Origin of the sequence: Novosphingobium panipatense (assembly GCF_900182875.1) — a bacterium.
GTDB lineage: Bacteria > Pseudomonadota > Alphaproteobacteria > Sphingomonadales > Sphingomonadaceae > Novosphingobium > Novosphingobium panipatense.
This window is the reverse complement of record NZ_FXUI01000009.1, coordinates 1-22482: the sequence shown is the minus strand read 5'-3', so window position 1 is coordinate 22482 and position 22482 is coordinate 1. Positions and strand designations below refer to the sequence as shown.

18 protein-coding genes and 3 pseudogenes are annotated in these 22482 nt (G+C 62.2%); 15 read left to right on the top strand and 6 right to left on the bottom strand.

Translation table 11 applies throughout. The features are described from left to right. Positions 1 to 132: 132 nt before the first annotated feature. Positions 133 to 2064 carry an AMP-binding protein gene (locus tag QOL62_RS13610; protein ID WP_052076586.1) on the bottom strand — a complete coding sequence of 644 codons (1932 nt, stop codon included), beginning with the start codon at positions 2062 to 2064 and terminating at the stop codon, positions 133 to 135. Next, positions 2061 to 3020 (bottom strand): DMT family transporter, encoded by a 960-nt coding sequence (locus QOL62_RS13605; RefSeq protein ID WP_052076587.1) that lies wholly within the window; start codon positions 3018 to 3020, stop codon positions 2061 to 2063. The genes QOL62_RS13610 and QOL62_RS13605 overlap by 4 nt, the downstream gene beginning before the upstream one ends. Positions 3021 to 3266: 246 nt before the next feature. Here QOL62_RS13605 and QOL62_RS13600 point away from each other — a divergent pair, with 246 nt between their 5' ends. The 10 genes from QOL62_RS13600 (at position 3267) to QOL62_RS13555 (ending at position 14282) form a co-directional block, all read left to right on the top strand. After that, positions 3267 to 4514, top strand: a complete 1248-nt coding sequence (locus QOL62_RS13600) for an aromatic ring-hydroxylating oxygenase subunit alpha (protein WP_283406670.1) — start codon at positions 3267 to 3269, stop codon at positions 4512 to 4514. Positions 4515 to 4558: 44 nt separating this feature from the next. After that, complete coding sequence (locus tag QOL62_RS13595) at positions 4559 to 5083, top strand: aromatic-ring-hydroxylating dioxygenase subunit beta (RefSeq protein WP_283406669.1); 525 nt, start codon at positions 4559 to 4561, stop codon at positions 5081 to 5083. Between the two features lie 35 nt (positions 5084 to 5118). Next, positions 5119 to 6216 carry an NAD(P)-dependent alcohol dehydrogenase gene (locus QOL62_RS13590; RefSeq protein WP_037508586.1) on the top strand — a complete coding sequence of 366 codons (1098 nt, stop codon included), beginning with the start codon at positions 5119 to 5121 and terminating at the stop codon, positions 6214 to 6216. A gap of 106 nt (positions 6217 to 6322) precedes the next feature. Continuing rightward, complete coding sequence (gene ppdK / locus QOL62_RS13585) at positions 6323 to 8989, top strand: pyruvate, phosphate dikinase (RefSeq protein ID WP_037508587.1); 2667 nt, start codon at positions 6323 to 6325, stop codon at positions 8987 to 8989. A 51-nt stretch (positions 8990 to 9040) separates the two neighbouring features. After that, positions 9041 to 10003, top strand: coding sequence for a dihydrodipicolinate synthase family protein (locus QOL62_RS13580; RefSeq protein WP_037508588.1), 963 nt, complete (start codon positions 9041 to 9043; stop codon positions 10001 to 10003). A 20-nt stretch (positions 10004 to 10023) separates the two neighbouring features. Further along, complete coding sequence (locus QOL62_RS13575; protein WP_037508591.1) at positions 10024 to 11031, top strand: ketopantoate reductase family protein; 1008 nt, start codon at positions 10024 to 10026, stop codon at positions 11029 to 11031. Positions 11032 to 11053: 22 nt separating this feature from the next. Next, positions 11054 to 12121, top strand: a complete 1068-nt coding sequence (locus QOL62_RS13570; protein WP_283406668.1) for a tartrate dehydrogenase — start codon at positions 11054 to 11056, stop codon at positions 12119 to 12121. A gap of 38 nt (positions 12122 to 12159) precedes the next feature. Continuing rightward, the gene (locus QOL62_RS13565; RefSeq protein WP_170978351.1) at positions 12160 to 13482 is read left to right on the top strand and encodes an LLM class flavin-dependent oxidoreductase; all 1323 of its coding nucleotides are present in this window, start codon (positions 12160 to 12162) and stop codon (positions 13480 to 13482) included. A 54-nt stretch (positions 13483 to 13536) separates the two neighbouring features. Beyond that, positions 13537 to 13824: a DUF1330 domain-containing protein gene (locus QOL62_RS13560; RefSeq protein WP_013834075.1), complete on the top strand. Its 288-nt coding sequence runs from the start codon at positions 13537 to 13539 to the stop codon at positions 13822 to 13824. A 26-nt stretch (positions 13825 to 13850) separates the two neighbouring features. Next, positions 13851 to 14282 (top strand): BphX family protein, encoded by a 432-nt coding sequence (locus tag QOL62_RS13555; protein ID WP_025551201.1) that lies wholly within the window; start codon positions 13851 to 13853, stop codon positions 14280 to 14282. Positions 14283 to 14320: 38 nt separating this feature from the next. Here QOL62_RS13555 and QOL62_RS13550 read toward each other — a convergent pair whose 3' ends face one another. From QOL62_RS13550 to QOL62_RS13540, 3 genes and pseudogenes are all read right to left on the bottom strand, one after another. Then, positions 14321 to 15031 carry a recombinase family protein gene (locus QOL62_RS13550; protein WP_240700498.1) on the bottom strand — a complete coding sequence of 237 codons (711 nt, stop codon included), beginning with the start codon at positions 15029 to 15031 and terminating at the stop codon, positions 14321 to 14323. Next, positions 15028 to 15822, bottom strand: a complete 795-nt coding sequence (locus QOL62_RS13545) for a hypothetical protein (protein ID WP_080727004.1) — start codon at positions 15820 to 15822, stop codon at positions 15028 to 15030. Before QOL62_RS13545 ends, QOL62_RS13550 begins: the two co-directional genes overlap by 4 nt. Before the next feature lie 142 nt (positions 15823 to 15964). Further along, positions 15965 to 17386, bottom strand: a pseudogene (locus QOL62_RS13540) (transposase); the annotation flags it as partial. 68 nt (positions 17387 to 17454) lie between these two features. Between QOL62_RS13540 and QOL62_RS13535 the strand changes: the two are divergent. Continuing rightward, positions 17455 to 18676: pseudogene (locus QOL62_RS13535) on the top strand (IS256 family transposase). Positions 18677 to 18718: 42 nt separating this feature from the next. On the opposite strand, the pseudogene QOL62_RS13530 reads toward QOL62_RS13535, so the two are convergent. Next, positions 18719 to 18952, bottom strand: a pseudogene (locus QOL62_RS13530) (ISAs1 family transposase); the annotation flags it as partial. Between the two features lie 369 nt (positions 18953 to 19321). Here QOL62_RS13530 and QOL62_RS13525 point away from each other — a divergent pair. The 4 genes from QOL62_RS13525 (at position 19322) to QOL62_RS13510 (ending at position 22379) form a co-directional block, all read left to right on the top strand. Then, positions 19322 to 19708, top strand: coding sequence for a DUF3768 domain-containing protein (locus QOL62_RS13525; RefSeq protein ID WP_037508600.1), 387 nt, complete (start codon positions 19322 to 19324; stop codon positions 19706 to 19708). A gap of 126 nt (positions 19709 to 19834) precedes the next feature. Next, positions 19835 to 20092 carry a hypothetical protein gene (locus QOL62_RS13520; protein WP_037508602.1) on the top strand — a complete coding sequence of 86 codons (258 nt, stop codon included), beginning with the start codon at positions 19835 to 19837 and terminating at the stop codon, positions 20090 to 20092. 2 nt (positions 20093 to 20094) lie between these two features. After that, entirely contained in the window at positions 20095 to 21372 is a 1278-nt protein-coding gene (locus QOL62_RS13515) for a Fic/DOC family protein (protein WP_037508604.1), read from the top strand. Between the two features lie 182 nt (positions 21373 to 21554). Continuing rightward, positions 21555 to 22379, top strand: coding sequence for an IS5 family transposase (locus QOL62_RS13510; RefSeq protein ID WP_080726996.1), 825 nt, complete (start codon positions 21555 to 21557; stop codon positions 22377 to 22379). Positions 22380 to 22482: the final 103 nt, after the last annotated feature.

The following is a 22482-nucleotide window of genomic DNA, read 5'->3' as shown; positions in this document are numbered from 1 at the left end:
ATAGCGTCTCAAATACTTATGGGTAATCGCAAGCCTCACCGGATGGCTACGATCATAACAAAACCCGATCGTACACCATTACGAGAGCGTTCTGACGCTGCCTCTAATCGGTCAAAACGCTCATGATGCGGATCAATCACTTACCCGCTTCAGCGAATGAGGGTCGTTAAGTCCCGCTTCTTCCGCAAAAACCGCCGCAAGCTTGGCTGGCGTTTCCGGCTCGTCAATTGTCGCGGGGATATCGAAGGGTTCGCGGTTCACGATCTTACGGAGCAGGCTACGCAAGATCTTGCCAGAACGGGTCTTGGGCAATTGCTCAACGACCAGAACTGCCTTCAGCGCCGCGATAGCCCCCAGTTCGCTGCGCACGGAAAGGACTGAGCGCTCGACAAGGCTCTTGTCCGTCGCATAGCCGGCTTGCGGGGTGACGAAAGCAATCGGTACCATACCTTTGAGGTTATCGTCCGCACCGACGACGGCGCATTCAGCGACACCTGGTTGCCGCGACACGATCTCTTCCATCTGTCCGGTCGACAGCCGATGACCGGCGATGTTGATGATGTCGTCGGTTCGTCCCATGATGTGCATGAAGCCCTCACTGTCGCGAAAGCCTGCATCACCGGTTTCGTAGTACCCAGGGAACGTCTCGAAATTTCGGACAAACGTGGCGTTGTTGTTCCACAGCGAACGGAAGGTGCCGGGCGGCAGCGGGGTTTCGATAACGACATTGCCGCTTGCCCCGTCGGGCAGAGCAAGTCCATCGTCATCGAGGATGGCGAACTGGTAACCGGGCACCGGAAAGCCAGCGCTGCCAGGCTTGCGGCGCAGGTCCCCCATCGCGAAGCATGAAGCGATGGCCGGCCAGCCAAGCTCGGTCTGCCACCAGTGATCGATCACCGGCAAACCGCTTAACCGCTCCAGCCACGCGATCGTTTCCGGGTCCGCGCGTTCTCCGGCCAGAAACACCGCGCGGCACGCTCCGGTGCCAATCTCCTTCAGGAACCGGGCATCGGGATCTTCCTTGCGGATCGCCCGGATGGCGGTCGGCGCAGTGAAGAAACTCTTGACATTATGGCGCGCTATGGTCCGCCAGAACGTGCCGGGATCGGGTGTGCCGACAGGCTTGCCTTCGAACAGGACGGTCGTGGCCCCAACCAGCAGCGGGGCATAGACGATGTAGCTATGCCCCACCACCCAACCGACGTCCGAGGCAGCCCAGAACGTGTCCCCTGCCCCGATGCCATAGATGTTGGCCATCGACCACGACAGGGCCACGGCATGTCCGCCATTGTCGCGCACCACACCCTTGGGAGTTCCTGTGGTGCCCGAAGTGTAGAGGATGTAGAGCGGATCGCCGGAGGCGAGAGGAACGCATGGAGGCACCGGCATATCGGCGGTCCTCCGCCGCAGATCGTGCCAGTCAATGTCTCGGACGGGCATCAAGTCCGCGGTTAGCTGTTCGCGCTGGACCAGGACGACATGCTCGACCGAGTGGGCGGCAAGGACCAGCGCTTCGTCGACCAACGGCTTGTAGGCAATGGTGCGGCTGCCCTCGATTCCGCACGAAGCGGTGAGCACCAGTTTGGGGGTGGCATCGTCGATCCGCTTGGCCAGTTCGGGTGGGGCGAACCCGCCGAACACAACGGAATGGATCACACCGAGCCGCGCGCAAGCCAGCATCGCGAAAACCGTCTCGGGGATCATCGGCATGTAGAGGATTACCCGATCCCCTTTTTTCGCGCCGAGGCTCGCCAGCATCGCCGCCGTACGTTCGGTTTCATGCAGCAGTTCGCGGTAGGTGTAATGGCGGATGGTTCCGGTTACCGGGCTGTCATAGGCAAGCGCCAGCGCATCGCCGCGTCCGGCCTGGACATGCCGGTCGAGGCAATTGTGGCATGTGTTCAGGATGCCTTCGGGAAACCAGCCCATGCTTTGGTCGTGGGCGCGCGGCGGATTTTCGACCCAGTCGATCGCCTTTGCGGCCTCGAGCCAGAATTGGTCAGGGCGGTTTGCAGCCCACCGCACTGCGCCATCGTAGGCCATCGCCCCGGTCTCATCACTCATGGTTTCCGCTCTCCCCTGTTTTCCGTCTGGCCTGCTGCTGCTCGGCGCGATACGAATATCGCGGCCAAGACAATGGCCGCTCCGACCATGTGATAGGTTTCAAGTCTCTCTCCCAACAGCAGCACCGCCAAGAAAACACCGAACACCGTGGGGAGATTCATGTAGACGCCGACTCTTACTGAACCGATCAGGATTACCGCACGGTTGAAGAAGGCATAGGCAATCAGCGAAGGAAAGATGCCTACATAGAGCACCGCGCCAATCACTTCAATTTGTGGCTTGGCGACCCCGCCATCGGCCAGGCTCACCAGGTAAGGTACAGCCAGCGTTCCCATGCCGACCGCGAACAGCACAGCGAGCAGAGTGATGTGGTGTATGGCGGGCACCTTGCGCAAGAACGTCGCGTAGGCCGAGTACAGGAAGACCCCGGTCAGGGCGAGCAAGTCGCCATGGTTGAGTCCGCCAAGATGCAACGCGAAAGGCTGCCCTCTGGTCACGATCCAGACGACTCCGGTAAGAGACAGCGCCGCACTGGAAACCAGCAGCGGTCTGATCCGCTCCCCGAACAGAATGCTCGGCATGACCAAGGTCATGATCGGCATGGTCGATTGCAGCAGCAGGCTGTTGGTGGCTGTGGTGAGTTGCAGGCTCCAGTAAACGATGAAGGCGAACACCCCCACGCCGAACACGCCCAGCACCGCCAGCAGGCGCCAGGAATCGCGCAGGACCCGACGATCGGCCACGACGTGCCGCCAGGCAAAGGGCAGAACGAATAGCAACGCGACCACCCAACGCCAAAAGGCCAGCGCCAGAGGAGAAAGCAAGTCGCGCGCCGCCCGGCCCACGATGGGGTTCAGCGCCCAGAATAGCGAAGCGAGAGAAAGCAACAAGACTGGTGAGCTCCATACGTAACGAAGGGCCTGCCGCCATCCAGAAGAACCATTGCCAGTACCCATCAGAACGAACGGTCCGTCACTCTCAATCCCACTTGCGTGGCATCGGCTTTTTGCATATCGTACATCGCATTGCCCTTAGTGTACGAATCTGCAGACGACAACCGCAGTTCGTGAAAACCGGAGAGAGCCATGAGCAGCGACGCCACACTCGTAGACACCGTGAATGCCAGCCAATCCCGTCAGGTGTTTTGGGATGAAGATGTTTACGCTCTTGAAATAGAGAGGATTTTTTCACGCGCTTGGCTGATGCTCGGTCACGAATCGCTTGTGCCCAAGCCGGGCGATTTCATCACCACCTATATGGCCGAAGACAAGGTCATCCTCTCGCACCAAAGCGACGGGACATTCCGCGCCTTCATCAACTCCTGCAGCCATCGCGGCAACCAGATCTGCCACGCCGACAGCGGAAATGCCAAGGCGTTCGTCTGCAATTACCATGGCTGGGTGTTCGGCCAGGATGGATCGCTGGTCGATGTCCCGCTCGAGTCGCGCTGCTATCATAACAGCCTCGACAAGCAGAAATTGGCGGCGAAGTCCGTTCGGGTTGAAACCTACAAGGGTTTCATTTTCGGTTGCCACGATCCCGAAGCGCCCAGCCTGGAGGACTATCTGGGTGAGTTCCGCTATTACCTCGATACCATCTGGGAGGGTGCCGGCGGCGGAATGGAATTGCTTGGCCCCCCGATGAAGAGCCTGCTCCAGTGCAACTGGAAGGTACCGGCCGAGAATTTCATCGGCGATGGTTATCACGTCGGCTGGACCCATGCCGCCGCGCTCAGCCAGATCGGCGGCGAGTTGGCTGGCCTGGCGGGCAATCGCGCCGACATTCCCTTCGACGATCTCGGCCTGCAGTTCACGACCCGGCACGGTCACGGCTTCGGGGTGATCGACAATGCCGCGGCCGGACTCCACATCAAGCGGGAGGGCTGGACCAAATTTCTCGAGGACACGAGGGGTGAGGTGCGCCGCAAGTTCGGCCCGGAGCGCGAACGGCTCTATCTGGGGCACTGGAACTGCTCGATCTTCCCAAACTGCTCGTTCCTCTACGGGACCAACACCTTCAAGATCTGGCATCCACGCGGACCGCATGAAATCGAGGTGTGGACCTATACCATAGTTCCGCGCGATGCCGATCCAGCTACCAAGAGCATGATCCAGCGCGAAGCGATCCGCACCTTCGGCACCGCCGGGACGCTGGAAAGCGACGATGGCGAAAACATGTCTTCGGCAACCTACATCAACCGAGGCGTGATCACGCGCAATGGCAGAATGAACTCCACGATGGGGGTCGGCTACGAAGGGCCGCATCCAGTCTATCCAGGCATCGTCGGGATCAGCTTCATCGGCGAAACCTCTTACCGGGGCTTTTACCGGTTCTGGAAGGAAATGATCGATGCACCCGATTGGGCTAGCGTGAAAGCAAATGACGACACTTGGGATTCGGTTTTCCCGAACCGCAATTTCTGGAACGAGAAGCTTAACGCGGCCGAATGAGCGCCCCAAGCGGTGGTTCGAAAATCATAGAATAAGGAGAGAATATGTCGTCTGAACAAGTTCCGGTGACGCCGGCCGTTCACTATGATATCGAAGCGCACTATCGCGCTGAGGTCAGAATGTTTCAAACCGGGCAGTACCGGGAATGGCTCCAGGGAATGGTCGCCGAAGACATCCATTACTGGATGCCAATCTATGAACAACGGCTCACCAGGGACCGGCGCCCCGACCCGACGCCTGACGATGCGGCAATCTACAACGACGATTTCGGAGAGCTCAAGCAGCGCGTCGAGCGGCTTTATTCAGGCCAGGTATGGATGGAGGATCCGCCGTCTAAGATACGGTACTTCGTTTCGAATGTTGAAGCATTCGAGGCCGGTAACGGCGAATTGGACGTTCTGTCGAACATCCTTGTGTACCGCAACCGCCGCCAGACGGAAGTGACGGTGCATACGTTGGGGCGCGAGGACAAGCTGCGTCGGGATGGTAACGGCTTCAAGGTCTTCCGGCGTAAGCTCATCCTCGATGCGAGAGTCACGCAAGACAAGAACCTGTATTTCTTTTGCTAATAACGCGCGATTGCCAAAAACCCGGGAGAATATGCATGGAAGCCTACGCCGCGATCATTGAACGCCAAGGCGGAGAATTCGTCCTCGATAACGTATCGATCGAAGACCCCCGCGATGGTGAGGTGCTCGTCAAGGTTGCGGCGGCGGGCATATGCCACACCGACCTGACCGTCCGCGACCAGTATTACCCGACCCCGCTGCCGGCCGTGCTCGGCCATGAAGGTTCCGGCGTCGTCGAAAAGGTCGGCCGTGGGGTTTCCACTGTCAAGCCGGGCGATAAGGTGGTTCTGTCGTTCAGCTATTGCGGCACCTGTCCGGCTTGCCTCAAGGGGCATCAGGCCTATTGCCCCAGCCTTTTCCCGCTCAATTTCATGGGCCGCCGGCTCGACGGATCGACCCCGATCACCCGCAACGGCGAGGACGTGAACGCCTGCTTCTTCGGTCAGTCCTCATTCGCGACCTATTCGATTGCGAGCGAGAACAATTGCGTCAAGGTTGCTGACGATGCCGAGATCGAATTGCTCGGCCCGCTGGGCTGCGGTATCCAGACAGGCGCGGGCGCAATCCTCAATTCGCTGCGGCCGGCTCCAGGTGCCTCGATTGCGATCTTCGGCGTCGGCTCGGTCGGTCTCAGCGCAGTGATGGCCGCCAAGTCATCGGGCTGTCTCAAGATCATTGCGGTCGATCGCAACCCGGCTCGGCTCGAAGTCGCGCGCGAACTTGGTGCAACCGATGTGATCGACGCGTCGACCACCAATGCCCAGGAAGCGATTGTCGCGATGACCGGCGGCGGTACCGATTTTGCGATGGACACGACCGCGATCCCGCAGGTGCTGCGTTCAGCGGTCGAAAGCACCCACAACATGGGGGAAACCGCAGTCGTGGGCGGCGCCAAGCTGGGCACCGAATTTTCGCTTGATATGAACAACATCCTGTTCGGTCGCAAGCTGCGCGGGGTAGTGGAAGGCTCCAGCACGCCGCAGGTGTTCATCCCGCAGCTGATCGCGATGCAGAAGGCCGGCCTGTTCCCATTCGAGAAGCTCTGCTCGTTCTACGATTTCGATCAGATCAACCAGGCTGTCGAAGACACCGAAAAAACTGGCAGCGCGATCAAGGCCATCCTCCGGATGTAAGGACCGTGTTCGCCAGCCGCCTTGCCGCCCGTGTGGCGGCAAGGCGCGGCATGCCCGGGGACATGTTTGGCAAGAGCGGCACATTCCCCGGGGAAACTAGCAGCAAATGAAAACCGTCTACACGTTCGGCCCCGGCATTGCCCATGATGACTCGCGCGCCCGCGACAAGGCGGTAGTGGGCGGCAAAGGCGCCAATCTCGGCGAGATGGCGCGGATCGGGTTGCCTGTCCCACCCGGCTTCACCATCACAACCGAAGAATGCCTTCATTTCCTGCGCGATCGCCACAGCCAGTCCGCGCGCCTCGATGGCGAAGTCAGGTCGGCGCTGACCCATATCGAGCGCACGGTGGGCAAGAGGTTCGGCGATCGGCACGATCCCTTGCTGGTATCGGTTCGTTCCGGCGCCCGGGTCTCGATGCCGGGCATGATGGACACGATCCTCAACCTGGGCCTCAACGACCAAACGGTGCGTGGCTTGGCTGCTTCGTCTGGCGACGAGCGGTTTGCCTGGGACAGCTATCGCCGCTTCGTCCAGATGTACGCAAGCGTTGTGCTCGGGATCGATCACGCGCGGTTCGAGGACGCGCTGGAAAAGGCCAAGGAAGATCGCGGCGTCTCGCAGGACGTGGACCTGAGCGCCACCGATCTTCGTGACTTGATCGGCGAGTTCTTCGGCATCGTCGAGGCCGAACGCGGCGCTCCCTTTCCGCAGGACGTCGACGAGCAGCTTGCTTCCGCAATCGCTGCTGTATTCGAATCCTGGGAATCCGATCGCGCCAAGGTCTATCGCCGCCTCAACGGCATCCCTGGCGAATGGGGAACGGCGGTCAACGTCCAGGCGATGGTATTCGGCAATCTCGGCGAAACCAGCGCGACGGGCGTCGCCTTCACCCGCAATCCGGCAACCGGGGACAAGGCCTATTACGGAGAATGGCTGGTCAACGCCCAGGGCGAGGATGTGGTCGCCGGGATCCGGACGCCGCAATATCTGACGCTCGCAGCCCGCACGGCCGCCGGCGCCAAGCTGCCGTCGATGGAAGAGGCGCTGCCCGCGGTCTTCACGGAGCTCGCCCGCCTGTTCGAGCTGCTCGAGCTGCACTATCAGGACATGCAGGACATCGAATTCACGGTCGAGCGCGGCAAGCTCTATATCCTGCAGACCCGCTCCGGAAAGCGCACGGCCAAAGCCGCGCTGAAGATCGCCGTCGATATGGTCGAGGAAGGCCTGATCGCCGAGGAAGCGGCGATCAGGCGGATCGATCCGGCCTCGCTCGATCAGCTTCTGCATCCCACGCTCGATCCCGACGCGCCACGGACCCTGCTGGGATCGGGGCTTCCGGCTTCGCCGGGGGCTGCATCGGGCGCGGTCGTGTTCGACGCCGATACGGCTGCGGTGCGCGCCGAACTGGGGGAAAACGTCATCCTGGTCCGGCAGGAAACTTCGCCGGACGACATCCATGGCATGCATGTCGCTCGCGGAATTCTGACTGCCAAGGGCGGCATGACCAGCCATGCGGCGGTCGTCGCGCGGGGCATGGGGCGCCCTTGCGTCTCGGGGGCGTCCAGCCTGTCGATCGATTACCAGGCGCGATCAGCGGAGATTGGTGGCGTGCACATCGCCGAAGGTGACCTGATCACTATCGATGGCAGCACCGGCGAGATTTTCCAGGGCGCCCTGCCAACCGTGATGCCTGAGCTTGACCGCGAATTTGCGACGGTGATGGCCTGGGCCGATCGGCATCGCCGCATGAATGTGCGCACCAATGCCGAAACCCCGGCCGATTGCGAAGTCGCCCGCCAGTTCGGAGCGGAAGGCATCGGTCTGTGCCGCACCGAACACATGTTTTTCGACGGCGAACGCATCAACTTCATGCGCCAGATGATCCTGGCCGCGAATGTGGCTGAGCGGCTCGTCGCGCTCGATCGGTTGTTGCCCGAACAGCGTAGCGATTTCGCCCGGATTTTCGAGATCATGCAGGGGCTTCCCGTCACGGTGCGGCTGCTCGATCCCCCACTCCATGAGTTTCTTCCCCATTCCGAATCGGAATTCACCGAGCTGTCCGCCGCCGTCGGCATCGGCGTGGATCAGCTCAGACGCCGGGCCGAGGAATTAGCCGAGTCCAATCCGATGCTCGGCCACCGCGGCTGCCGCCTGGGCGTGGTCTATCCGGAAATCTACGAGATGCAGGCCCGCGCAATCTTCGAAGCGGCCTGCGCGGTGAGCCGGGAGACCGGCCAACCGGTCGTGCCGGAAATCATGATCCCCCTCGTCGGCACGGCCCGCGAACTCGACATGCTCAAGCGGATTGTGATCGGGGTGTCGGAAGCGGTCTTCGCGGAGCAGGGATTGACGGTTGAATTCACCGTCGGGACCATGATCGAATTGCCCCGCGCCGCGCTGGTGGCGGACGAGATCGCCAAGGTTGGCGAGTTCTTCTCGTTCGGCACCAACGATCTTACCCAGACCACGCTGGGCATCAGCCGGGACGATGCCGGACGGTTTCTTGGCAGCTACATAGACAAGGGCATCTTTGCCACCGACCCATTCGTCAGCATCGATGTAGAAGGGGTCGGCAAGCTGATTGCGATGGCCGCCCGTCTGGGCCGCGAGGCCCGCCCCGACATCAAGCTGGGGATCTGCGGCGAACACGGCGGCGATCCGGCCTCGATCGCGTTCTGCGACAGGGTCGGCCTCGATTATGTCAGCGCTTCCCCGTTCCGAGTTCCCATAGCGCGCCTCGCCGCTGCCCAATCGGCACTGGCCGCTACCTAGCGCGGAACCCGGCCAAGAGCTTAACAAGTCAAAGGGTGGAGGAGAAGAACCATGGACTATGATCGCAAGGACGCCAAGAAATGGGCCACCGAGACAGTCCGGGGGTTTTACCAGTGTCCGATCACCCCGATGACCGCGGACCACAAGTTCGACATCGACGGGATCCGCTACAACATCGACAAATATGTCGAAATGGGCCTTGATGGCCTGGTTGTCGGCGGCTTCATTGCCGAATGCTGGAACGTCACTCCGTCCGAATGGATGCGCTATCACGAGATCGTCGCCGAGGCCAACGCCGGGCGGCTCGATCTTTGGACGATCATCCTCGACCCGTCGGTCCACCTCGCGCTCGAAAAGATGCAGTTCGTCGAGGAGCTGGGTTTCAACGGCGCCGAGGTCATCAATCCCGTCGTCCAGCTTCGCACCGACGACGAGATTTTCGCCTGGTTCAAGTATCTGACCGATCGCAGCAACATGGCGGTCTGCCTCTACCGCACGCCGGTTTCGGGCACGGTGCTGAGCTGGAACCTGATGCGCCGCCTGGCCGATCTCGAGACCGTGATCGGGGTCAAGCAGGGTGCGCTCAATCGCGCCGAGACGATCAAGATCCGCAGCCTGATGCCCGAAGGCTTCAACACCATGGAGCCGTTTGAGTATTTCTTCCTCGAAGACCTCCGGCTGGGCGGGACGGTGTGCTGGGGCGAACTGTCGTTCATGCTCTATGGCAAGAAGCGCCACCTCGCGCGCGACTACATCAACCTCGCCCACCAGGGCAAATGGGAAGAGGCCCGCACCAAGTGGGAAGGCCTGCACGACGTCCGCGAATATTACCATGACCAGTTTGTCTGGGATATCGCGCGCACCGCGACCTATGCTTCGGCGCTGGCGAACATCAAGGCGTGGTATGAGGCGATCGGCCTCAAGGCCGGCCCGATCCTGCCGCCGGTCGCGGACGTGACCCCGCAGAAGAAGGAAGAGATCAGGGCCAAGCTCATCGAGCTCGGCATCGCCTGATCGGACGCGGGACATCGGCAATGACCAGGCAACTGCACTTCTGCATCCACGGCGCAGGCGGACTTGGTTCCGTTATCGGCGGCTTCCTGGCCCGCGGCGGACACAAGGTAACGCTGATTGCGCGCAAACCCCATGTCGAGGCCATCCGCCAGGGTGGTCTGCAAATCGAAGGGGTGCGGGCGCAGTTCGTGCAGCGCGCCAACCTGTTCGCGGTCGAGACCCCGGCCGAGGTCGAGGGCGCGATCGACTATTACATCCTGCTGACCAAGGCGAAGGGCACCGATCAGGCGCTGGCCGATGCGGCGGTGCTGGTTGACCGGACAGCCTGCGCCCTCACCTTGCAGAACGGGGTTGGCAAGGAAGGCCGGCTGCAGGCCGCGTTCGGCAAGGACGAGGTGATTGGCGGGTCGATCATGGACGGCGCAACCCTGCTCGAACCCGGCCGGGCGCTCAACCACATGGCCGTCCCGGTAACCGCCTATTTCGGCGAACTAGGAGGCGGAGAAAGCGATCGCACCCGGACCATGGCCGAGGCGCTGGACTCAGCCGGGATGGGGTCCCGCTCGACTGCCGACATCACCCATGTCCATTGGGAAAAACTGGTCCAGGTCGGAAGTGCTTCATCGTGGAGCGCCAGCACCCTGGGCGGCATCAAAGAGCTCGATTTCATCGACGGTGTGGCGGTACGCGAAGGCGCGGCCCAGTATATCCTGATCGTCAAGGACCTGCTGGCGATCTACAAGGCGCTGGGGTACGAACCGCAAAATTTCTTCGCGCCCGTCTCACGGCTCGTCGAGATCAACGGAGAAAGCTTCGCGCTCGCCGGGGTGATGGCCATGGTCGGCCGGTTCAAGCCGGAGAATCGCCCGGTCCGGACCTCGATGCACGATGACCTGGTGGCAGGACGGCGCATGGAGGTTGACGAAATACTGGGACCGCTCGCCGAGGCCGCCGAACGCCTCGGCGTCGATGCACCGACATTCCTGGGGGCTTACCGGATCCTCAAGACCCTGAACACCTACCTTTGACCTTTCGGCACGGGAAACCCTTTTGAACCGCTATACCATAGCCAATATTCCCGGCGACGGCACCGGCCGCGAGGTTCTGCCCGCCGGGGTGCAGGTCTTGTCGGCGGTAGCGCAGCGATGTGGCTTTGCGCTCGAGTTTCGCGACTTCGACTGGAGCTGCGAAACCTATCTCGCCACCGGGAAAATGATGCCCGATGACGGGCTCACCCGGCTTGCCGATCATGACGCAATCTTCCTTGACGCGGTCGGTTACCCGGGGGTGCCCGATCACGTCTCGCTGTGGGGCCTGCTGCTGCCGATCCGGCGCGAATTCGATCAATATGTCAATCTCCGGCCGGTGCGGTTGCTGCCCGGCATTCGCTCGCCGCTGCGCGAAAAGAGCACCGGCGATATCGACTTCTGGGTGGTGCGGGAAAATTCGGAAGGCGAATATTCCCAGATCGGCGGCCGCACCGGCACCGGCGAGGATGAAATCGTCATCCAGCAGGCAGTATTCACCCGCCGCGGCACCGACCGGATCCTGCGTTACGCCTTCGATTTCGCGCGCAAGCTTGGCCGGCCGCATGTCACCTCGGCCACCAAGTCGAACGGGCTCTACCATTCGATGCCGTTCTGGGACGAGCGTTTCGCGGCGATCGGCGCGGAATATCCCGGGATCGCCACCGACCAGTACCATATCGACATTCTGGCCGCCCGCTTCGTGATGTCACCCGAACGGTTCGACGTGGTGGTCGGATCCAATCTGTTCGGCGACATCCTGTCCGATCTCGGTCCCGGCGTAACCGGGACGATAGCGGTCGCGCCGTCGGCCAATCTCAATCCGTCGCGGCGCTATCCGTCGATGTTCGAACCGGTGCACGGATCGGCTCCGGACATTGCCGGCCAGGGCATTGCCAATCCGATCGGACAGATCTGGTCGGGGGCGATGATGCTCGACCATCTGGGAGAAGCGGAAGCCGCAGCGATGGTGCTGGCCGCGATCGAAGCGGTCCTGCGCGATCCGCAAGCAGTCCTGACCCCCGATCTGGGCGGCAACGGCAGTACAGCGGTCCTGACCCGCCAAATATTGGAAAAGCTGCAGGGAAGGTGATCCCCGGCAGTCTTCGCGAGCCTGAAGGAACGAAACGCATGAGCCTGCAACGTCAGCTTCACCTCGGCGCGTTCATGCGGCCGGTCAGCATCCATACCGGCGCCTGGCGCTACCCCGGGGCAATCCCGGATGCGAATTTCAACTTCGCCGCGATCCGGCAATTCGCGCGCAAGCTGGAAGCAGGCAAGTTCGACGCCTTTTTCATGGCTGATCATCTCGGGGTCCTGAACATGCCGGTCGAGGCGCTGCGGCGCAGCCACACCGTCACCTCGTTCGAACCCTTCACCCTGCTGTCGGCGCTGGCTGGCGCCACCGAACGGATCGGGCTGGTCGCCACTGCCTCCACCACCTTCGACGAACCCTTTCACGTCGCGCGCCGCTTTGCCTCGCTCGATCACCTCAGCGGCGGGCGGGCCGGCTGGAACGTCGTCACCACGTCCAACCCCGAGAGCGCCAAGAATTTCGGGTTCGAGGTGCAGCCCGATCATTCCGGCCGCTACGGGCGCGCCCGCGAATTCTACGACGTCGTGACTGGCCTGTGGGACAGCTTCGCGGAAGACGCCTTCGTCTGCGATGCGGAAAGCGGCATCTATTTCAATCCCGCGCGGATGCACGTCCTCGATCACAGAGGGCTGCATTTCTCGGTCCTCGGGCCGCTCAACATCGCCCGCCCCCCGCAGGGCTGGCCGGTCATCTTCCAGGCGGGGGCCTCGGACCCTGGACGCCAGCTTGCCGCCGAAACCGCCGAAGTCGTCTTTGCCGCTGGATCGAATCTTGCCGCCGCCAAGAGCTTTTATTCTGATGTGAAAGGGCGGATGATCCCGATCGGACGCAATCCCGATCATCTCAAGATCCTGCCCGCCGCGCTCGTCGTTGTCGGTGACACGGTCGAGCAGGCCAAGGCCAAGCGCGCTCACCTGGACAGCCTGGTTCACTATGAAAGCGGGATTCACTCGCTGTGCGGCATGCTCGATCATGATGTTTCGGGGTTCGACCCCGATGGCCCCCTCCCCGAAATACCCGATACCAACGCCAGCAAGACCTCTCGTGAAATGCTGGTCACGCAAGCCCGACAGTACAACCTCACCATCCGCCAGCTCGCCGCGAAAGCCGGCAGCTATGCCGGGCTCGCCTTCGTCGGCACTCCGGCTTCGATCGCCGACGAGATGGAGCAATGGCTGGAGGAGCGCGGTTCGGACGGGTTCGTCGTGATGTTCCCCTATCTGCCGGAGGGGCTCGACGATTTCGTCGATCGGGTCGTGCCCGAATTGCAGCGCCGGGGCATTTTCCGCAAGGACTACCAAGGCACGACCCTGCGCGATCATTTCGGGTTGCCGCGCCCCGGCAATCGATTCTTTTGACGCGGCGAACCGAAAGCCGCAGACCAGACCGCTAACGACACGGAGGGAACAACCATGGCCGCCTATTTCATCGCTTCCGTCACCTCGCACGACGATGGCTGGGTTGCGGACTACCAAGCCAATGTTCCGCCGATGGTTGCGCGGTTCGGCGGCGAACTGATCTGCCGCTCCAACCAGTTCGAACGCTTCGAAGGCGAAGGCGCGGCGCCGCACTATACGGTGATCATCCGCTTCCCTGCGATGGCGGATGTCCAAGCGTTCATGGCCTGCCCCGACTATGCGCCGTTCAAGGTTGCACGGATCGCCGGCGCAACGTCCGACATTTTCGCGGTCGCCGACTGACCGGCGCAGCCTTTGGAGATCGAACCATGCAAAGCCTGCGCATCTTCTTCATCGCCAGCGGAATCTGGTACCTGTGCAATCTGGTCCTGCTCTGGCCGCCGGTCTATGCAGGGGCCCTGTCCCTGATCTATCCGGGAATCGATCTGGGCCAGGGCCAGCCGGTGTTCGATCTGCTGCTCGATGCCTGGCTGATCGTCGGGATACAGCTGGCCGCGATCGGTATCGTCGCCCTGTGGGGCGCGCGGCAGCCGTGGAAATACATCGCGCTGGTCCCGGTGATCGTGCTAACCGAAGCGGTCGGCGCGGCATGGGACATCTACAGCCTGTTGTGCAGCGGCGAGGCGGAATGGGTCGTCTTCACAACGCTGGCGGCTCATGCTGTGATCGTACTCGGAGCCTGGTACACCTGGACTGCGGCGCACCGGGAAAAGGCGCAACAAGGCGCAGTGACCTCATAGATTGAAAAACGGCCAAGGCGAAGAACGGACGCGGAACGTTATGGAGTTCGCGCGGCGTCTTTGACGGCGAAGTTGTTGACGATGCGACTGATGGTGGCGCGATGGACGCGGAAGAGGCGGGCGATATCGGCTGTCGATCTGCCAGCGGTGAGCATGGTGATGACCTCGGTCTGTTGGTGGGGCGAGAGCTTGGGTTGTCGGCCGCCACTGCGCCCCTGGGCACGCGCCGAGCGCAGGCCAGCCTGCGTTCGTTCGCGCACCATGGCGCGCTCGAACTCGGCGAACGAGCCCAGCATTTGCATCATCATGCGACCGGATGCCGTTGTGCTGTCGATATTTTCGGTCAGCGAGCGGAATCCGGCGCCGGCCTTTTCGACGCGGTCGAGGATAAGCAGCAGATCTTTCAGCGACCGCGACAGCCGGTCAAGTTTCCAGGCTGCGAGAACATCACCGGGCTCGAGACGGTCGAGCAGTCGGTGGAGTTCCGGTCGATCCCAGCGGCCGCCCGAGGCATGTTCTTCGTAGAACCGGGTGCAGCCCGCGGCTTCGAGTGCTTCGATCTGCGGGGCGGTATCCTGGTCTTCGGCCTTGGACACGCGAGCATAGCCGAGCAGCTTGGGTGATGCTGCATTTATCTGTTGCTTTTGCATGTCGTTTGGCAACAGCTTTGTGCGACGAATAGCGCGTTGTTTTTGCTGGACCGGTCTGGATGCTGCGCAAACGACCGTTTGCGCGCGTTCGTTCCTCATGACTGGCATCCGCGATGTCGCGGCTTCAGCCCCGTGCTTCTTTCGGCCAGCCAGTCGATGGCGCCCGGGATGGCACGCCAGGCGGCGCCGTTTTCCTCGACATAAGCGGTCGCCTCATCCTCTCCGCCCATACTGATGTAGCCGTCGCGAGAAGGAACGAGGCGTTTGAGGCCGGCCAACATGGCAGGCACATGCGAGTTGCTCTCCCAGGCTTCCCGGACAATCGCCGGACCGCGCGGGTCCTGTTCGCGATAGGCTATCAGCGCCAGCGTGTAGGCCCAGGCGGCACTTCCATCTCCTTCATACTGGCGCAGTAGCACCTTCAGCCCAGCGAGATCGTCGCGCTGGAGCAAGGCGCTTGCCAGCAGGTAGCGGATGCCCTGATTGTCATTGGGATTGAGGATCAGCATCGCGCGATAATGGTCGATCGCCGCCTGCTGCTCGCCCGTGCGCCATAATGTCATCGCCAGTCCTGCTCGCGCCCGCATATAGGGTCTGGTCTGCAGGAACCCCCAGAAGTGGCCAGACAGTTCCTCGAATTCATTGCCGAGCGCGCGCTCGCCTGCCTCCACGCCTTGACGGTAAAGGGCTAGTGCGTCCGGTTGGGATCGCGCGTCTTCCTCCGCAAGCAGGACATAGGCGTCCGCGCATAGCGGAGAGATGTCGAGTGCGGCCCTGGCGAGAGCGACACGCGCGGCACCGCTCGCTTCCCACGCATCGTACATCATTTCCTGCGCATCATCGACGGCGCCGTTCGTATCGGCCTCCACGCGGCCGAACAGCCCGGCCATGAAACCTTCCATGGCACGGCGGTCGGGGAACACTTCGGAAGCTCGCTTGGCCGGGGTCGATATGGGCCTGTTCCGTGTCTTCCTGGTCTTTGGACGCCGGGGAGGTGGAGATGCTTTTTTTCATCGCAGAGGCCTTTGCGAATTATGCTGTCAGCGGCAGATCGAAGTCGATGCGCCGATCCAGATTGGCCTCGAAACGGCCATAAGGATTGATATGGGCGTGGATGGCCGGCGTCAGACCGCGATGGTCTTCGGCGGTCATCCGCTTCATCCAGGCGGGCTCGGTCAGAACCCGCTGCAGCATCCGCGTGTTCACGTAGACCAGGCAGTTCTGTAACAGATGGAGCGCCAGCACCGCCAGTTCCTGATCCTCCAGGCGATTGGCGGCAATCTCACCGCCCTTGCCGAAGAAGATGAAGCTGTGCGCGCCGTTCCAGTTTTCGACGACGTTGAGCCCGGCATGGATGTCGCGGCGCAGATCCTCCGAACCGATATAGCCGCACAGGAAGATCGTCTTGATGACCTTGCCGAGTTCGGCAAGCGCCGCATAGGTCGGGTGCTGGACAGCCGCGCTGGCAAAGCGGCGCAGAATCGCCTCGGGGTCGGCGGTGCGGTGTTTGAGCGCCGCGGTATATTTGATCATCTCGTCATACTGCCGCTCGATCAGTGGCCAGTTGATCTCACGCGCCAGGATCGGCGTGAGATTGCCGAGCGTTTCGCGCATCGCGGTTTCCGGCACATAAAGCTTCTGGCGGGCGATCGCCTTCAGGCGCGGCGCCAGCTCGAACCCGAGCAGGTGGCAAAAGGCGAACCCCACCTCGCTCTGGCCATGACTGTCGACATAATGACGCTGGATCTCCTGGTCGGTGCAATGGCGCAGCACGCCTTCGATCATCGCGCTGACCTCGGAGGAAGAACAGCGTTTGAGCTGCGAGTAGATGCAGGTCGCCTGGCGCTCCATGTGCCAGTAGATCATGACGCCACGGCCGCGGTAGCGGACATGCCATTCCGCCATCAGATTCTGATCCCACGCACCGACCTTCGTGGAATCCGACGCGCATGCGGTCCCCGCCTCACCCCAGATGCGCTGGTCGCGCGTCGCGAGGATCGCGTTGGTTACCAACGCGGTTGCGCTGCGCAGCGCCTCCTTGTGGATGAAGCGACGCCGGACGTGCAATAGTTCGGCATAGCTCGCGGCCTCCGTTCCTGTGCTGACCCGCTTCAGGCCGGCATTGGTGCCGAGACCGTAGAGGCACAGGACAAGACGCCGGCGGAGTGTATCGGCATCGATAACGACCCGGTCGCCCGACGCCGTGAACTCATCGAGGAATCCGGTTTGCCGGGCGGTCTCCATCAGCACGTCGATCAGGTCCGTCATCGGCCAGCGCCGTTCGAGTTCTGTCTTGATAGCCTCCAGATTGAGCGCTGCCGGCAGCGGCTCGAACGGTGTGATCGAAATCCGGTTCTTGCCCTGCTGTCGAAGTCGCACCTTGGCATTGCGCGGCATCTTCCGGTTCAGCGCGCCGAGCGCTTCGGTCATCTGTGCACGAAGTCCGGCGACAAACGCCCCTGCGTGGGACTGTCAGGAATTTCGTGTGCGGCGAGGCATAATGGGCAACAAGGAGACCCAATATGTCACGACGGAAAGAACCCTCGATACCCAACGACATTCTCGATCAACTGCTGGCCGGCACTGACGCAGCAGCAGCGCTCAGCCAGGGCGGCCTGCTCGATACATTGAAGAAGGCATTTGCCGAACGGGCGCTCAATGCGGAGATGGATCACCATCTTGGCCAGGAGGAGCAAGGGACCTACAGCCGGAACGGCTATGGCCGCAAGACGGTGACGACCGACGGGGGACGGATCGAGATCGAGGTGCCGCGTGATCGGGCGGGCAGTTTCGATCCGCAGCTGATCGCAAAATATCAGCGCCGTTTCCCCGGTTTTGATGACAAGATCATCTCGATGTACGCGCGCGGCATGAGTACCCGTGAGATCACCGGGCATCTGCGCGAACTGTACGGCATCGAGGCCTCACCCGACCTGATCAGCACGATCACGGACGCTGTGCTGGAGGAGGTCACGGCCTGGCAACAACGCCCGCTGGACTCAGCCTATCCGCTGGTTTTCTTCGATGCAATCCGGGTCAAGATCCGCGACGAAGGCATGGTCCGCAACAAGGCGATCCATATTGCCCTGGGCGTCATGGCCGACGGCACCAAGGTGGTCCTTGGTTTGTGGCTGGAACAGAATGAAGGGGCCAAATTCTGGCTGCGCGTCATGAACGAACTGCGCAACCGCGGCGTCGAGGATATCACTGGCCGTCGTCGATGGCCTGAAGGGCTTCCCAGACGCCATCACCGCCGTCTTCCCCGAAGCGATGGTCCAAACCTGTATTGTCCATCTGCTGCGCAACTCGATGGATTTCGTGGCGTGGAAAGATCGCAAGGCGCTCGGAACGGCCTTGAAGGCCATCTATCGGGCCGTTGATGCTGCGACCGCCGAAGAAGCCCTGACAGCGTTCGAAGCCAGCTTCTGGGGACAGCGTTATCCCGCCATCGGCCAGAGCTGGCGCCGGGCATGGCCCGAGGTCATCCCATTTTTCGCCTTTCCCGACGAGGTCAGACGGATCGTCTATACGACAAATTCGATAGAGGCCCTCAATTCCAAGCTCCGCCGCGCTGTTCGTGCCCGGGGGCATTTCCCCAATGATGAGGCCGCCACCAAGCTCCTCTATCTGATCTTGAACCGATCGGAAAAAGAGTGGAAAATGCCGCCGCGTGAGTGGAACATGGCGAAGGCGCAATTTGCCGTGCTCTTCGGCGAACGTTTCATCAGGGCCATGACGGCCTGATGGTCAACCGCCTCGCCGCACACGAAATTCCTGACAGTCCCGTGCAAGGGCCTGCTGCGCACCGAGCACCTCGTTGCGGCCGGGCGCCAGGCGCTGACCAATCACCAATCGGGCTTCGGCCGCCCATATGTTGACCAGATGGAGGGGCACAGCCTTGCGACCGCGCTCATAAACGCCGCGCAAAGCCTTGCCGTCAATCGCCACCACGCCCTTCAACACTCCGGCAAAAGCCGCAGAAAACCGGGTAAAGGCCGCCTCGAACGGCTCCGGTGCCAGCAGACCATCAGCCGCGCATCGTCGAGCTGGTGATCGCCGCTCGCGACGCACGCAACGCGCCCTCCTGACGGGACGCGCTTGCGCGCGACAATGCCGTGCGGAGATCCGCACCGCGTATCGTTCACCGCTCGCGCTGCGCGCGATCGGCGCCAGGGGAACACCAAGGGCGCCGCCCTTTCGTTCCCGAACGACAATCGACCGCCCGTGTAATCCGCCAAGCGCGGCGCCCGTCGCGTCGCGCCGGCCGCGCTAGAGCGGATCGCCCGCGCCAGCGGTAGATTCTCGCTCCCCCTCCCCATCCCGTCCTCGCCGGACAGGCAGGGCCGTGAGGCCGAGCGGCCTTGCGGCCTGCCAGAAGGAGGATCAGCGATGTATAGCCCCGAACAACTCGACACCATCCGCCGCCTGAATGACGCAGCGCGTCAGAGCCCCGGCGTCACGTCGTGCGCCAACGTCACGCAGGGCTTTCTTGCCCTCCCCGATGCGGATTGCTTCAAGGCCGTATCGGCGATCGTCGGTTTTACCAAGTTTGACGGCGACAACGACCCCTATGGTGAGCATGATTTCGGCGCGGTCTATCGCCTAGCGAGCGGTGAATGGTCGCAAGAGCGGCCGAGCGATGGCACGGCCATTTCCGAGACGGTTTTCTGGAAGGTGGATTACTACGACAACACGCTGACCTATGGTAGCGAAGCACCGTGGGATGCGCAGCAGACCACGCGCGTTCTGACGGTCATGCTGGCGAGCGAGTATTAACGGCCCCGATCCGGCGATCCGCGCTCAACCAAGCGCGGATCACGGCGCGCATCCGCCTCGCTCACACATGATTTGTTGAGGAGTCGCCTTGGAAGGCGTAGGGTTAAGAGCAGAAAGGATGACGCGATGGCCCAGATCGATCTTGAGACGTTGCGCGAGCGCATCCGCCAGATGGATTTCCAGCGCGGCACCCCCGAGCAGATCGCCCTTTGGCGGGAGGACGTAGCGGAAGCGCGTGCCAATCTCGCCATGGAGGACATGACGCCGACCATCGACGAAGACGCGATGTTCGCGATGATGCTCGACGAGGGCGTTCCGCCTGCCGTCATGCCGTCGATTATCCTCAGTCTCTATCAGCCCGGAACACGCCAGATCGCCGCCTGACCTTGGCGAGCGATCCCTACACGTATCCCGGCACCGAGACGCTTCGGAATCGGCTCGGAATCACCGACGACAAGACGCTTACAGAGGCCGAACGGAGACTGACCCAGGCACGGGGCGCGGAGGCCGCGCGCCTGACCTTTCCAGCCACCGCCGATGGCTATCGGGCGCTCCATAAGCACCTGTTCCAAGACCTCTACGATTGGGCGGGCCAGGACCGCACCGTCAGCATCGCCAAAGGCGGATCGAGCTTTGCCGCCGTCCCCTATCTCGCGCGCGAACTGGACAAGCGGTTCGCGGAGGTAGGAGCGCAGGGCGGCTTCCGGGGGATTCCTCGCGACGAGTTTTTCGATCGGCTCGGCAACCATATCAACGAGATCAACGCTATTCATCCCTTCCGCGAAGGGAACGGGCGCACCATGCGCCACCATGCCGCCCAGCTCGCCCGCGAAGCCGGCCACCCGATCCGCATCGCCGCGATCGACAAGGACCGTTGGATGGAAGCGTCCCGCCACGGCTTTCTGACCGGCGATCATCGCGGCATGGCCGCGGTTCTCTCCGCAGCGGCGATCAAGCGCGACCTCGCGCCCGAGGCGCGCATCGGCCCCGCAGGGATCGCCATGCTCCCCAAGCGTGCCCCGCCCGAGGGGCAACGCTACCGGGTGACGCTGACCAAGGCGCGCGAGGAGCTGGAACGCTATCTGCCGGCCGCCCGCCAACAGGCTGCCGACCGGCTACGCGGGCTGATCAAGGAGGGTGCCCCCTCCCCCGCCATCGCTAACGCGCGCACCGAACTCGCCTATGTCCGTCACGCCAAGGGGCCGATCTACCAATCGCACCTTCTCACCTATCTCGGCGTCCGTCAGGTCGATGCAGTCATTTCGCCCCAGCAGACACCGTTGGAGCGGGTGCGCGAGATCGGTGCGGCGCTCGGCGTCCAGATCAACAACCAGCAGCCGGCGCAGATCCAGCGCGCCGTCCGGTCGCTGGAGCAGCCGATCCTTCCTCCCGGCCACTCGCCAGGGCAGGAGCGCCTTGCCGAGCTGTTCCTGAAGAACACGGCGGAGAAGAACCAAGCCGATCCTCGCCTCGCGCCCGCCCAGGCGATCGTCGACGCGGCGAGGAAAACCGCGCGCGATCGGGGCGAGAGCGCGCGCATGGTCGGAGCGATTGGGGGGGCGACGCGCCAGCTCGTCGCGGATCGGATCAAAGCGGGCGGATCGCTAGACGGCGAAATCGGGCCCGCGACCCCGGCGCCGCGCGATAAGGACCGGAGCCGCTGACGGCGTTGTAAGGACGGGTGAGTGGTTGACGCATGATTGCCTGCTGCGGCCGATAACGGAAGCCATCCGATGGCCCGAAGGTTCTGCCTGTATGGCCTAAACCGCGTCATATCGCTAAGAGGCTGTTTGGAAAATCGTTGACGGGGGTTGTCGTGAGGCTCTGCGTCTGATTCAGGCTCTGGATGTGGACCCATCAGAGCCGAGGGCGCATGGCCCAGATTGCCAAGAAGACGAAGCGCTATCCCAGTGATCTGACCGATGAGGAATGGGATCGCCTGGCGCCGCTGATGCCCAGACCGGGGCGGCGGGGCCGTCCACGCGAGGTGGATTTTCGCGAGGTAATCAACGCCGTGCGCTACCTTGTTCGATCGGGCTGTGGCTGGCGGATGCTGCCGATCCATTTCGGGGCATGGCAGACGGTTTATGGCTGGTTCCGGGAACTGGCTCGCAGGTTCCTGTTCCAGACAATCCACGACATCGAACTGATGCTAGATCGCGAGCGCCAAGGGCGGGAGGCCAGTCCGAGCGCAGCAGTGATCGACAGCCAGTCGATCAAGGCGCCATCGGCAGAAAAGCGTGGGTTCGACGCAGGCAAGAGGGTTGTCGGGCGCAAGCGACATATCGCCGTCGATACCGATGGACGGCTGCTGATGGTCAACCTGACCACTGCGGACATTTCGGACAGCGCGGGCGCCCAGACCATCCTCGATGGCATCCGCAAACGCTGGCCCTGGATCAAACATCTCTTCGCCGATGGCGCCTATGACCGCCTCAAACTCATGGACAAAGCAAGCTATCTGGATTTCGTCGTCGAGGTCATTCGACGCAGCGATCAGCAGCAGGGCTTCAAGGTTCTGCCCCGGCGTTGGGTCGTTGAGCGGACCTTTGGCTGGATGATCCGATGGCGCCGATTGGTCCGCGATTACGAGAAGCGCATTGACGTCTCGAAGGCCATGATCCTCGTCGCCATGGGCGGCAATCTCCTACGCCGAAACGCTCACCCCTGATTTTCCAAACAGATGGGGTGATTGGGGCTCCACGACGAGTCGGTGGAGTGGCTGCTCCTCGCAAATGGTAGAACGTGGTCCGTGTGATCGGCCACAACCATGA